The following is a 12,995-nucleotide window of genomic DNA, read 5'->3' as shown; positions in this document are numbered from 1 at the left end:
CACCGGGGCAGTCCTGCACTTCGGGTGGGCGGGCCGCGCCGGAGCAGTCCTGCGATTCGGGCGGGCGGGCCGCACCGGGGCGGTCCTGCGATTCGGGCGGGCGTGCCGCGCGGGACCGGTCGGCCGCGCCGGGGTTGTCACCGCTGTGGGGCTGTTCAGACACGTCGGACCTCGGTTCCGGCCGCTTCGATGGCTGCGGTGTCCGCCGCGCTCAGTTCCGTGTCGGTGATCAGCAGGTCCACGTCCGTCAGGCTGCCGAACCGTGCGAAGTGCTCCTGTCCGTGCTTCGCCGAGTCGGCGAGCAGGACCACCCGGCGCCCCGCGGCGATCACCGCTCGCTTCACGGCGGCCTCGGCGAGGTCGGGAGTGGTGAGACCGTGGGCGAGGGAGAAGCCGTTGGCGCCGAGGAAGACGACGTCGGCGCGGATCTCGCCGTACGCCCGCAGCGCCCAGGCGTCGACGGCCGCGCGCGTACGGTGGCGGACCCGGCCCCCGACGAGGTGCAGGTCGATTCCGGGGTGGTCGGCGAGACGGGCGGCGACCGGCAGGGAGTGCGTGACGACGGTCAGCCCGCGCTCCAACGGGAAGGCGGCGGCCAGCCGGGCCGCGGTGGAGCCCGCGTCGAGGGCGACACTCCCCTCGTCGGGCAGTTCGGCGGTCGCGGCCTGCGCGATGCGGTCCTTCTCGTCGGCGGCGGTCGACTCGCGTTCGGCGAGGTCGGGCTCGAAGTCGAGCCGTCCGGCAGGAATGGCGCCACCGTGCACGCGGCGCAGCAGACCGGCCCTGTCGAGGGCTTTCAGGTCGCGTCGTACGGTCTCGGCGGTCACCTGGAAGGTGTCCGCGAGCGAGAGCACGTCGACCCGCCCGCCCTCGCGGGCGAGACGGAGGATCTCCTGCTGACGCTCCGGTGCGTACATGTGGCTTTACGTCCGTTCCATGCCCGAACTTGTGGATTTAGCGCCAGGGTACGCCCGAGCCGAAGGCAAGTAAACCCATTCGGGCATCCGTCGGCACCGTTCGGGCGACAGACGGCACCGTTCGGGTGACAGACCAGCACCGTTGGACAAACCGAAAGGGGCGGAGGCCCGTGCCGGTCCGTTTCCGGACCGGCACGGGCCTCCGCCCCCGCGCTACGTCGCTCACACAGTCAGCGCAGCTTCCTTCTCACCGCCCGTCGCACCGGGCGTGGCGGGGGTGCCGGGTACGTCGAACCCGCCGGGTACGTCGCCCGCGTCCCCGGCGCCGGTCGGCGCGTCCGGCCCGCCCTCGTCCCGTGCCGTCTTCTTCGGCAGGGCGAACATCAGCAGGAAGATCACGACCATGACGCCCACGACCCAGCCCATCGCGTTCTGGAAGGCCTCCGCGTAAGCCGTGGGCACCGCGCTCTGCGCGCCCCGGGCCGCCTCGACCTTGTCGTCGACGAGCCCGAAGAAGACCACCGACACCAGACCGATGCCGAACGCGTTGCCCGTCTGCCCGGTCGTGTTGATCAGCCCGGACGCCGAGCCCGCGTGCTCCTTGGGCACCTCGGAGAGCACCGCGTCCGTCAGCGGCGCCACGATGAGCCCCATGCCGAGGCCCATCACGACCAGCGGCAGCGCCATCTGCCAGGAGGTGATGTCCGCGCCGAAGTGACGCGCTTCGAAGATGTACAGCAGCATGCCGACCGCCATCGTCAGCGCACCCGCCTGGAGCACCTTGCGCCCGAAGCGCGGCACCAGTTTCTGCACCGAGAGGCCCGCGGCCACCGACACCGCGATCGAGAAGGGGATGCCGGTGACGCCCGCGCGCAGCGCGCTCCAGCCGAGCCCGATCTGCATGTACAGCGTCCACACCATGAAGAAGATGCCGGTGAAGATTCCGAAGGTGAGCTGCACGGCGATGCCCGCGGCGAAGCTCTTCACCCTGAACAGCGACAGTTCGACCAACGGAGAACCGTCCCGACGCGTCTTCGCCTTCTCGTACGCGACGAAGACCGCGAGCACGCCCAGGCTGCACGCCATGGACACGTAACCCCACACCGGCCAGTCCAGCTCGCGGCCCCGGATCAGGGGGTAGATCAGCGCGAGGAGAGCGAGGGTCACCAGGGCGACGCCCGGCAGGTCCAGGCGGAGGGCCCGGGGCGCCTTGGACTCGGTGATGAACTTGTGGCCCAGGATCAGGCCCGCGATGCCGACCGGCAGGTTGATCAGGAAGATCGGCCGCCATTCCAGACCGAAGAGGTTCCACTCGGTGAGCAGCGCACCGAGCAGCGGGCCCATCACCGCGCCGAGTCCCACGATCGCGCCGAACAGGCCGAAGACCTTGCCGCGCTCGTGGGCGGGGAAGGTGGTGTGCACGATGGAGAGCACCTGCGGGACCATCAGCGCCGCCGTCGCTCCCTGGAGGATGCGCGAGGCGACCAGGATGTCGGGGCTCGCGGCGAAACCGCAGAGCGCCGAGGCTACGGTGAAGCCGCCGATGCCGATGAGGAACAGCCGCTTCCGGCCGTAGATGTCACCGAGGCGGCCGCCCGTGATGAGCCCGGCGGCGAACGCGAGGGCGTAACCGGCGGTGATCCACTGGATCGCACTGAAGGATGCGCCGATGCTGCCCTGAATGCTGGGGATCGCGATGTTGACGATCGTGACGTCGACCAGGTCCATGAAGGCGGCGGTCATCACGATGGCGAGCGCGAACCAGCGGCGGCGGTCGGCGGGTGCAGCGCCCGTCGGGGCGGGACCGGCGGCGGAAGCGGAGGCGGGGGTGACGGCGGGAGCGGCGACGGCGGGTATCGGAGACCCTGCGGGGGTCTCCGACGGGGGTGCTGGAGTCATGTCGCAGACGTTAGTCCTTATGTAGGACACGCTATGGCCCACATCGCGCGCATCCTTGGCGTTATGACGGACACACCGGCACGGCTGCTGCAACTGCTCTCGCTGCTCCAGACGCCCCGCGAATGGCCGGGCAGCGAACTGGCGACCCGGCTCGACGTCTCGCGCCGCACGGTTCGCAGGGACATCGACCGGCTCCGCGACCTGGGCTACCCCGTCCAGGCGTCGATGGGCGCGGAGGGAGGGTACCGCCTGGTGGCGGGCAAGGCGATGCCCCCGCTGGTCCTCGACGACGAGGAAGCGGTGGCCATCGCGGTGGGACTGCGGGCCGGCGCCGGGCACGCCGTGGAGGGCATCGAAGAGGCGTCGGTACGGGCGTTGGCCAAACTGGAGCAGGTGCTGCCGTCGCGGCTGCGCCACCAGGTGGCCGCGCTCCAGGCCGCCACCATCCCGCTGACCGACGGTGACGGCGCGAGCATCGACCCGCGGACGCTGACCGTGATGGCGGGAGCGGCGGCCGGCCAGGAACGGCTGCGGTTCGGCTACCGTTCGGGCGACGGTACGGCGTCCAAGCGCCTCGTCGAGCCGCACCGCCTGGTCAGCACGGGGCGCCGGTGGTACCTGGTGGCCTACGACATCGACCGCGAGGACTGGCGCACCTTCCGGGTGGATCGGGTCAGCGCCCCCTTCGCCACGGGAGCGCGGTTCGTGCCGCGGGGGGTCCCGACGGGCAATGCGGCGGACTTCCTGCGGCAGTCGATGCACAGGATGGGTGCCGGGCGGCCGGAGTCGTACCGTCTCGTGGCGACGTTCGACGCGTCCGCGGAGTTCGTGGCGGCACGGCTGCCTGCCTCGCTGGGGGCGCCGGTGGCCACCGGCGACGAGAGCTGCCGACTGGAGACGGACTTCGGGGACTCGGTGGAGTGGCTGGGGGTCCGACTGGCCATGCTGGGCTGCGAGTTCACCGTGCAGGAGCCGCCGGAGCTGGTGGATTGCCTGACGTCGCTCGGCAACAGGATCCGCAGGGCGGTCGCCATACGGCAGGAGTGAACGGCCAGTTGACCCCCTGCCCTTGCGGCGCGATCCCCCGCGCTCTACGACGAGAATCCGCCCCCTATGTCCAGAGGGGGGCGCCCCTCCGCCCGTACGGCGCAGTTGTTCGCTGCGGCGCGATCCCTTCGCGCTGCCTTTGCGGCGCGACCCCTCGCGCTCTACGACGAGAATCCGCCCCCTACGGCCAGAGGGGGGCGCCCCTCCGCCCGTACGGCGCAGTTGTTCGCGGCCCCCGGCAAGTCCGGCGCCGTGGGTGCGCCGAGCCCCGTCCCGGAAAGGACACCGCGGCGCGGCACCCCCGCGTCCTGGTCCGTCCTCCCTGCCCGCCGCAGCAGGCGCAGTTACGCCGCCGCGTCGAAGCCGGTGTCGCGGGCCATCTTCTTGAGCTCCAGCAGGGCGTGCTTCTCTATCTGCCGGATCCGCTCGCGGGTCAGCCCGTGCTCCTTGCCGACCTCGGTGAGCGTGCGCTCCCGGCCGTCCTCGATGCCGTACCGCATACGGATGATCGACGCCGTGCGCTCGTCGAGCTTCCCGATGAGGTCTTCGAGCTCCTCACTGCGCAGCATGGACAGCACCGACTGCTCCGGAGACACCGCGGAGGTGTCCTCCAACAGGTCGCCGAACTGCGTGTCACCGCCGTCGTCGACCGGCATGTTCAGCGAGACGGGGTCACGCGCCCAGTCCAGCACGTCGCTGACGCGCTGCGGCCTGGAGTCGAGCTCACGCGCGATCTCCTCGTGCTCGGGGTCGCGCCCGTTCTCCCGGTTGAACTCGCGCTGCACGCGCCGGATCCGGCCCAGTTCCTCCACGAGGTGGACGGGCAGGCGGATGGTGCGCGACTGGTCGGCGATGGAGCGGGTGATGGCCTGGCGGATCCACCAGGTCGCATACGTGGAGAACTTGAAGCCCTTGGCGTAGTCGAACTTCTCGACCGCGCGGACCAGGCCGGCGTTCCCCTCCTGGATGAGGTCGAGCAGCGGCAGGCCGCTGCGCGGGTAGCGTCGGGCGACGGCGACGACGAGGCGGAGGTTGGACCGGATGAACAGGTCCTTGGCGCGCTCGCCCGCCTCGTACAGCGCCTCCAGCTCCTCGCGTGAGGCACCGGCGGCTGCGGAGTCCGCGATCTCGCCGTCGAGGATCTGGCGTGCGTACACACCGGCCTCGATGGTCTGGGACAGCTCCACTTCCTTGGCGGCGTCGAGCAGTGGCGTCCGTGCGATCTCGTCGAGGTACATGCCGACCAGGTCGCGGTCGGCGATCTCCCCGCCTACGGCGCGAACGCTGCTGGCCCGGGTCGATCCGGTGGACCGACGGGCGACGGCACGGGTTGCCATGCTTGGTGCTCCCTTGCGTGAGTAGGTCGCGTGTGGTGTGACTGTGGCTACCGGGACACCTTCCGGGTTCCCCGCTTCCAATGGATCCAACGGTTGGAATCGGGACAGAATTCCCCGCACCCGCACTCAATTTCCTGATCTTGCAGTACCCTGTCGCCCCGCCACGGCGGAATCTTGCCTCAAATCACCCCAGAAACGCAGGTCAGAGCAGGTGTGGCGGCGGATCTGACGGAGCTCGCGGAGTTTTACGGCCACTTCATCCCTGAGACCTCGATCACGTTCCTCCCAGCCGCTTCGCGTCCGACGAGGGTCGTCCGCGGCTGCTCTTCCACCTTGAAGACGGCCCCCGCCCGCTGAGGGTTGCTCGCGATCTCCGGACCGCCCGGCCTGCGCGGAACGGGACGAGCGGTCCGTTCCGCCCCGAGGCCGCGCAGGGTCCTTCCGTGGAGGCGGTCGAGCGCTGCGCGCCGGGGCGGGGGCGGCCGGGGATCGGCACGCTCCGGTGCGGCGGCCCTCAGGGGCGGGGGCCTGCACCGTGCGCACGCGGGCATCACCAGGCTTCACCGGGCCGACGAGACCAGGGGCCACCGGCTGGGCGCGCCCCCGTCCCGCGCCCTAGGTCTGCGGTCCGTTACGGAGCGCAGACCTGGCGCCTACTGTCCCCCGCATGGACACCACCGGGATACACGACGAGGCCCTGACCCGCTTGCACGCCTCCGGTCCGGAGCGGCTCGGCCGGCTCTCCAACCACGCGCCGATGGCCGTCGAAGCGCTCGCCGCCCGGGGCCGGGCCACCGCCGTGCACCGCTGGCTCGACCTCTACGCCCGCAAGCTGGAGGAGTTCCCCGCCGCCCACGCGTGCGTGACGCACGAGAACTGGCCACAGGCGCTGGGCGACCCGCGCAGGGCCGCCGACTGGATCGCGTACTTCCACGAGCAGCTCGCACAGCGGCCCTGGCGCGACGTACTCGCCGCATGGTGGCCGCGACTGCTGCCGGGCATGTACGGCGGTTCCACGCACCCGGTGATCCGGGTCGGCCACGCGGTGCGCGGCCTGCTCGCGCAAGGAGGAAGCGGCCGGGTGGCCGCCGGTGCGACCGCACCCCGGCTGGCGGAACTCGCGCACGGTCTCGGCTACTGGGCCGCCCGCCACCACCCCGCCCCGGTGGCCTTTCCGCTGCCCGAGGCGGCCGACGCCGTCCGCGCCCTCGACGCGGTGCCGCCCATCGCTGTGCGCGACGGAGGCTTCCCGGACCGCCTCGCACGCGTCACCCGGATGCCTGTGTGGGCGGCGTCCCCGGCGACGCCCGACGAGGCGCGGGTGAAGCTGGCCGAGCTCGTACGGGCGGCCGTCCACCGGTACGCCACGCACGGACACGGCGAGGCGACGATGCTGGTGCACGCCGCCACCGCGCCCAACGCCGTACTGCGCGCCCTGCCCGCCCTGCCGCGGCGCCTGTGGACGCCGAGCCTGCACGCGGCGTGGACGGCCTCCGCCGCGGTGACGGCGATGTACGCGCCGCGCGAGGCACTCCCGTACCGTCCGCACGGGACGGGCTCGCTCACCTCCGAGGAAGTCTTCGAGCGGGCGGCCGCACACGGTGACGAGCACGTGATCAAGTTCGCCGACACCGCACTCGACGTCGGCGACGAGCGGGCCCTGGACGCGGTGCTCCATGCCGTCGAACTGACCGAAGCACCGGTCTGAGGACGTGCCCCCGGGAGGGCGGGAAGGCGTGCGCACGGCACACCCCGCACTCTAGTTTAAGCTTCAAGTAGATGGTCGTACAGTGGATTGCATGAGCACCGAGAAGAACGCCACCCGCGCAGAGGCGTCCCCGGCCGGGCCGCGCTGGCTCGACGACGAGGAGCAGCGGGTCTGGCGCGCGTACGTCCACGCCACCACCCTCCTCGACGACACCCTGGACCGCCAGCTCCAGCGCGACGCGGGCATGCCGCACGTCTACTACGGACTGCTCGTACAGCTCGCCCAGGCCCCGGGCCGCAAACTGCGGATGACCGAGCTGGCGAAGAACGCCAAGATCACCCGCTCCCGGCTCTCGCACGCGGTCGCCCGGCTGGAGAAGAACGGCTGGGTGCGCCGTCAGGACTGTCCCTCCGACAAGCGCGGACAGAACGCCTTCCTCACCGAGGAGGGCCACCGCGTCCTCGTGCAGGCGGCACCGGGGCACGTCGAACTCGTACGCAGGGCGATGTTCGACCGGCTGAGCCCCGAACAGGTGCGGCAGCTCGGCGAGATCATGTGCACGATCGCCGACGGCCTGGAGCCGACGGGCACGGGCGCGGATCTGCCCTGGCTCCGCTGAGGACGCACCTCCTCGGCGGAACCGGGGCAGCACCCGGTCCGGTACGGGTCAGTGCGCGACCACCGGGACCCTCAGCTCGTCCTCGGCGCCCGCGCCCTGACCGCCGGAGGCCACCGGGTGCGTGCCCGGCCGTCCGGTGTTGATCAGCGCCAACGCGATACCGGCCGAGACGACGAGGATGCCGACCGCCCACCAGATGGCACTGGCGTAGCCGTGCACCATGGCCTGCGCCTGGAGCAGTTGTTCACTGGAGGCGCCGGCCGCGTGGGCGGCGACGTACGCGGTCGTGGCGCTGGCCGCGATGGTGTTCAGCAGGGCGGTGCCGATCGCGCCGCCCACCTGCTGCGAGGTGTTGACCATGGCGGAGGCGACTCCGGCGTCCCGCGCCTCGACGCCGTGCGTGGCCAGCGACATGGCCGGCATGAACGCGGTGCCCATGCCGAGGCCCAGCAGCAGCTGCGCGGGCAGGATCAGCCCGGCGTACGAGGAACCGATCTCCAGCTGCGTGAGCAGCAGCATGCCGAGCGCGGCGGTCAGGAAGCCCGGCCCCATCAGCAGGCGCGGCGGCACCCGGGTCATCAGGCGGGCGCCGATCTGGGTGGAGCCCGTGATCATGCCGACGATCATCGGCAGGAACGCGAAGCCGGTCATGACCGGCGAGTACCCCTTGACGATCTGGAGGTAGTACGTCAGGAACAGGAACAGCCCGAACATGGAGATGACGGCGAGTCCGAGCGAGAGGTAGACCCCGCCCCGGTTGCGCTCCAGCAGGACGCGCAGCGGCAGCAGCGGGTGCTTGACGTTCGCTTCGACGGCCACGAAGGCGCCCAGCAGGACGACGGCGGCGGCGAAGGTCCCGAGAGTCATCGTGGCCGTCCAGCCGTCCGCCTCGGTCTCGGCGAGCGTGAAGGCGTACACGAGGGCCACGAGGCCGGCCGTGGACAGCACGACGCCGGGGATGTCCAGCGGGGAGCGGTTGCGGCCACCGGCCGGCTCGCGGACGACGAAGTACGCGCCGACGCCGGCGACCACCGCGAAGGGGATGTTGACGAAGAAGGTCCAGCGCCAGTTCAGGTACTCGGTGAGGAAGCCGCCCAGGATGAGGCCGACCGCACCGCCGCCGCCCGCGATGGCGCCGAAGATGCCGAAGGCCTTGGCGCGCTCCTTGCCGTCGGTGAACGTCACGGCCAGCAGGGAGAGCGCGGCGGGTGCCAGCAGGGCGCCGAAGACGCCCTGGAGGGCCCGGGAGCCGAGCATCATCGCCTCACCGGACGCCGCGCCGCCGAGCGCGGAGGCCGCCGCGAAACCGGCCAGGCCGATGACGAAGACGCGCTTGCGGCCCCACAGGTCGGCGAGCCGTCCGCCGAAGAGCAGCAGCCCGCCGAAGGCGAGCGCGTAGGCGGTGATGACCCACTGGCGGTTGGCGTCGGAGATGCCGAGGTCCTGCTGCGCCGAGGGCAGCGCGATGTTCACGATCGTTGCGTCGAGCACCACCATCAGCTGGGCGAGCGCGATGAAGACGAGCGCTCTCCAGCGGAGGGGATCCGGTGTCGCGGTCCCCGTCTTCGACAGGGGAAGGTCTGTTTTTGGCATGGGAGTAGCCGCCTAGGGAGGTGAAGACAGAAAAAAGGGACATGTGCCGCGCCGGCGAGGGAGCGGACGGTCGTACTTCTACTGGGGTCGGCGGAGGTCCTTGAGGGTTGCCGCGCAGCCGGGGAGTGCGGAGCGTGCGGGAGCTTCGAGGCCGTCGAGGAACAGTTGCAGGTGGCGGTGGACGAACTGGTCGAAGTCCACGCACCCGCTGCCGGGCAGCGGGCGGGTGAGCTGCGACAGCGCCACCATGAGATCTCCGACGGCGACGTCGCCGCGGAGGCGGCCGGCCTTGCGGGCCCGGCCCATCAGGTCTCCGACGGCCGTTTCGAGGCGTTCGCGTCCGGCGAGCAAATCCGCGTGCTGTGCGTCGAAGCCCTCGGAGAGCATGGGGCACAGCGCCCCGATCCGCTCGTCGGCGGCCTCGTGCACGAAGCGCCGCAGCGCTCCGAAGGCGTCGCCCCGCTCCTCGGCGATCTCCATGACCGCGGACTCGGCGATCTCCGCCGTGCGGGACAGCACGGACACCACGACCTCGTGGACGAGGTCCTTGCGGTCGGGGAAGTGCCGGTAGAGCGTGGCGTTGCCGACGACAGCCCGGCGGGCGATCTCGTCGAGCGGCACGTCGGGCCCGAACTCGACGAGCATCTCGCGCGCCGCGCTGACGATGCGCTCCCGGTTGCGCAGCGCGTCGGCGCGCGGACGACCGCCACGCCTCTGCGCGACGGACGCACCGCTCCGCGCCTCCTCGCACGCGCCGCTGCGCGCGCCGGAGGTACCGGTTTCGCTGGGGGCCACGACTCTCCTTCCGGCTGCCGCTCCCGCACGGGGGCGCGGAACGGGCCGCACTGAAACGGGGACGTCCTCCCCGTTTTCCGCGGTCTCACCTACAAACGGGGAGACGCTCCCCGTTTATTTCCACCTGGTGCCACCCATTCAATGTGACTCACCTCACACGGGCGCCGCCGGAAACCCACCATCGGCCCACCCAACGCGCGCCGTCGCGCCCCCCGCCGGAAGGTGGGCGAACAGGAGCAGTCGGGACTGTCCGGAACGGCACGGACAGGGCTGCGCGGAGCGGAAGGCGACCTCGATGCAGCACTCCCGCCCCCGCCCCGACATACCCGACGGCCCCCATCCGTCCCCCGGATCCCACCGCGCCCCGCTCCGGGGGATTCGCACCGCCCGCCGCACCCGTCGCTCATCCCGCCCGCGTCATCCCCGTGCTCTCAGCGCCCTGACCGCCGTCGCCCTCGCCGCCGCGGCCACCGCGAGCGCCCCCCTCGTCGGCCCCGGCCGCGCCTCCTGGGGCCCTTCCGGAACCCCGCGCGCCGCCGACACCGCCGACGCGCCGGGCCTCATCCGTACGAGAACGGAACCCGCGGGCCCGCCCGGCTCCCTCGAAGCGGCCGAGGCGGCGGCCCGGCCCTGCCGCCTCACCGGCACCCGGGGCATCCAGATGTCGGAGGGCATGCCCACGCCCTCCGGCTACACCCGCTCGACGGGCGAGGTGCGGGCTCTCAACCTGATGATCGACTTTCCGGACGCCCCCGGGCAGGGCAGCGCGCTCGACCGCTTCCAGGAGTTCGCGCCGCAGACCGCCGCCTGGTTCGACGCCAGCAGCTACGGCCGCCTGCGCTACGTTCCCGAGGCCCCGGTCACCGAGTGGCTTCGCATGCCGTTGGCCTTCTCCGAGTACGGGATAGAGCGCGGAGCACCCTTCGAGCCGGGCTACCAGCAGCTCGTCCGGGACATCGTGTCCCTCGCCGACCCCCGGGTCGACTTCTCCGCCTACGACCTGGTGAACATCCTGGTCACCCCGAACGCCGGCCCCTCGGCCCTCGACACGGTCCTGTCGGTCACCTTCTCCGGCAACCACGACGCGCCCGTGGCCGACGGCGTCCCGCTCGCCAACACGTCGTTCGTCTACAGCCGCCAGGACGACGGGTCGGGCTCGTACGCCGAAACCGGCTTCCGCGTCCTGCCGCACGAGAACGGCCACGTCTTCGGCCTGCCCGACCTCTACACCGAGGACGGCGGCGGCTCGGTCGGGCACTGGGACATCATGTCCGAGGACTGGGGCGCCAACAACGACATGCTCGGCTGGCACAAGTGGAAGCTCGGCTGGCTGGACAGCCGTCAGGTCGGCTGCGCCGCGGCGAGCGGCACCACCGACCTCTCACTGGCGCCCCTCGCCTCCCCCACCGACGGCCGCAAACTCGCCTTCGTCCCTCTCACCCCCAAGACCGGCTACGCCGTCGAGGTCCGCACCCGCGCCGGCAACGACGACGCCGTCTGCAAGCCCGGCGTCCTCATCTACCGCGTCGACGCCGACGTCGACACCGGCAACGGCCCCATCACCGTCGCCGACCACACTCCGGGCAGCGCTGGCTGCACCCGTCGCCCCAACGTCCACCTCGAACTCTCCGACGCCGCCTTCACCCCCGGCGCCTCCTTCATCGACGCCGAACGCGGCGTCCGCATCGACGTCCTGGACCGCGACGCCTCCGGCAACCACCGCATCCGCATCACCCGCCCCTGACCCCCGGCACGCCCCCGACCCCGCAACGCCCTCCCCTTCGAGCGAGCCGCACCGTCCATCCGCTAACCTGTCCTGAGCTGTCCTCAGGGGCAGTGTCGCCTCCGTAGCTCAGGGGATAGAGCACAGCTCTCCTAAAGCTGGTGTCGCAGGTTCGAATCCTGCCGGGGGCACAGAGAAACACCAGGTCAACAGGGTGTAGAGCATCACAAAGGGCCCTCGGGAAAGATCCCCGAGGGCCCTTTGCGTGCCCCGGGGGACAGGCGGGGGACAGGGGGTTTCCACGGTATTGGCGTACGAGTTGTCCGAACTGACTGACAGCAATGCAACCCATCGTTGACACTTCTGTCTGGGCTGATTGACAGGCACGGGAGCGATCTCACAGGGGGACGCATGCAGGAACGACAACACGGCGCAGACGCCCTGCTCGTCGCGCAGCGCCTGTCGCGCCTCGCAGACCTGGTCATGCAGCGCACGGTGCACCTGGAGAGGGCCGAGGGCGCAACATGGGATGACATCGGAGCCAGTTTGGGGATCTCAAGGCAAGCCGCACATGCTCGCTACGCCAACCGCCCCTCGGAGCTCCCCGATCAGGATGGGAACGTAGACGCTGCGCGCCGGGTTCTGAACGAGGCATGGAGCGAAGTCCTCAGAGTCGCTTCCGCGCGAGAGCATCGCCGCCACCACCCGCCCATGCCTCGGCTATCTCATCCCTCTGAAGACTGGCGAGACGGAGGATTGCGTCCCTACCAGACGTACTGCGTGGAGTGCGGTCGGTTCCACGAGACGCGTGAGATCTTCGCTGGCGACGGGCTTTGCGGGACATGCCAAGTTCCCGTACCGCTCCCTGTTTGGTACTCAGCCGCGGCGAAGGGAGCCGAGACCCCAGCTACAGAGAAGTCGTGCTTGAGCTGTCAACGGCCCTTCGAGAGCGGTTCGCGACTCGATGTCGGTGGCGCGCTGTGCAAGCTTTGCTCCAGGCGGCTCGGGGGGCAGGATGCGCAATCCAGGACACCAGGCGAGCGGTGCGGAGAAGAGTTTTCCGTTCCACCGGGTACAACTCCCCCCGCAGAAGGTTCTGATGGTTCGCCTATGCCCTCAGAGCGGGCTGGCCTAGAAAAGGAACTGCGCTGGGTCTCCAGGGCTATGGAGGAGGCCAACGGCCTAGGCGACGTGTCAGGGGTGTTCGTGATCGGCCCCTTTCCCGGAGCAGGAGGCTCGGAGCAGGGGCCCTGGGGCACGCCGATTCGGCGCGTCAGTGTGCCGCTCCACAGCACGGCGGAGGAGATGGCGGCCCAACTTCGTGACCTCACTCGCCGGTTGGCGGCACTCGAAGCGT

Annotated in this window: 9 protein-coding genes and 1 tRNA gene; 5 read left to right on the top strand and 5 right to left on the bottom strand. The window is 71.0% G+C overall.

Going from position 1 to position 12,995, the window contains the following annotated elements; genetic code table 11:
- Positions 1 to 155 precede the first annotated feature (155 nt).
- Both ACQPZG_RS20590 and ACQPZG_RS20585 read right to left on the bottom strand, forming a co-directional pair.
- Positions 156 to 917, bottom strand: a complete 762-nt coding sequence (locus ACQPZG_RS20590) for a DeoR/GlpR family DNA-binding transcription regulator (protein ID WP_433547214.1) — start codon at positions 915 to 917, stop codon at positions 156 to 158.
- Between the two features lie 222 nt (positions 918 to 1,139).
- The gene (locus ACQPZG_RS20585) at positions 1,140 to 2,816 is read right to left on the bottom strand and encodes an MFS transporter (protein ID WP_433547213.1); all 1,677 of its coding nucleotides are present in this window, start codon (positions 2,814 to 2,816) and stop codon (positions 1,140 to 1,142) included.
- A gap of 63 nt (positions 2,817 to 2,879) precedes the next feature.
- On the opposite strand from ACQPZG_RS20585, the gene ACQPZG_RS20580 reads away from it, so the two are divergent.
- A complete protein-coding gene (locus tag ACQPZG_RS20580) occupies positions 2,880 to 3,863 on the top strand; it encodes a helix-turn-helix transcriptional regulator (RefSeq protein ID WP_433547212.1) in 984 nt (327 codons plus the stop codon).
- Positions 3,864 to 4,207: 344 nt separating this feature from the next.
- On the opposite strand, the gene ACQPZG_RS20575 is transcribed toward ACQPZG_RS20580, so the two are convergent.
- Positions 4,208 to 5,200, bottom strand: a complete 993-nt coding sequence (locus ACQPZG_RS20575; RefSeq protein ID WP_433547211.1) for a sigma-70 family RNA polymerase sigma factor — start codon at positions 5,198 to 5,200, stop codon at positions 4,208 to 4,210.
- 667 nt (positions 5,201 to 5,867) lie between these two features.
- Between ACQPZG_RS20575 and ACQPZG_RS20570 the strand changes: the two genes are divergently transcribed.
- Entirely contained in the window at positions 5,868 to 6,908 is a 1,041-nt protein-coding gene (locus ACQPZG_RS20570) for a questin oxidase family protein (RefSeq protein ID WP_433547210.1), read from the top strand.
- A gap of 91 nt (positions 6,909 to 6,999) precedes the next feature.
- Entirely contained in the window at positions 7,000 to 7,527 is a 528-nt protein-coding gene (locus ACQPZG_RS20565; protein WP_433547209.1) for a MarR family winged helix-turn-helix transcriptional regulator, read from the top strand.
- A gap of 48 nt (positions 7,528 to 7,575) precedes the next feature.
- On the opposite strand, the gene ACQPZG_RS20560 is transcribed toward ACQPZG_RS20565, so the two are convergent.
- Together ACQPZG_RS20560 and ACQPZG_RS20555 are read right to left on the bottom strand one after the other, a co-directional pair.
- Positions 7,576 to 9,120 carry an MFS transporter gene (locus ACQPZG_RS20560; protein WP_433547208.1) on the bottom strand — a complete coding sequence of 515 codons (1,545 nt, stop codon included), beginning with the start codon at positions 9,118 to 9,120 and terminating at the stop codon, positions 7,576 to 7,578.
- A gap of 78 nt (positions 9,121 to 9,198) precedes the next feature.
- A complete protein-coding gene (locus ACQPZG_RS20555) occupies positions 9,199 to 9,804 on the bottom strand; it encodes a TetR/AcrR family transcriptional regulator (protein ID WP_433549476.1) in 606 nt (201 codons plus the stop codon).
- A 406-nt stretch (positions 9,805 to 10,210) separates the two neighbouring features.
- On the opposite strand from ACQPZG_RS20555, the gene ACQPZG_RS20550 reads away from it, so the two are divergent.
- Complete coding sequence (locus ACQPZG_RS20550) at positions 10,211 to 11,659, top strand: M6 family metalloprotease domain-containing protein (RefSeq protein WP_433547207.1); 1,449 nt, start codon at positions 10,211 to 10,213, stop codon at positions 11,657 to 11,659.
- Positions 11,660 to 11,756: 97 nt separating this feature from the next.
- A tRNA-Arg gene (locus ACQPZG_RS20545) sits at positions 11,757 to 11,829 on the top strand.
- Positions 11,830 to 12,995: the final 1,166 nt, after the last annotated feature.

The organism is Streptomyces sp. CA-294286 (assembly GCF_050947155.1).
Lineage (GTDB): Bacteria > Actinomycetota > Actinomycetes > Streptomycetales > Streptomycetaceae > Streptomyces.
This window is presented reverse-complemented; position numbering and strand designations above follow the sequence as displayed.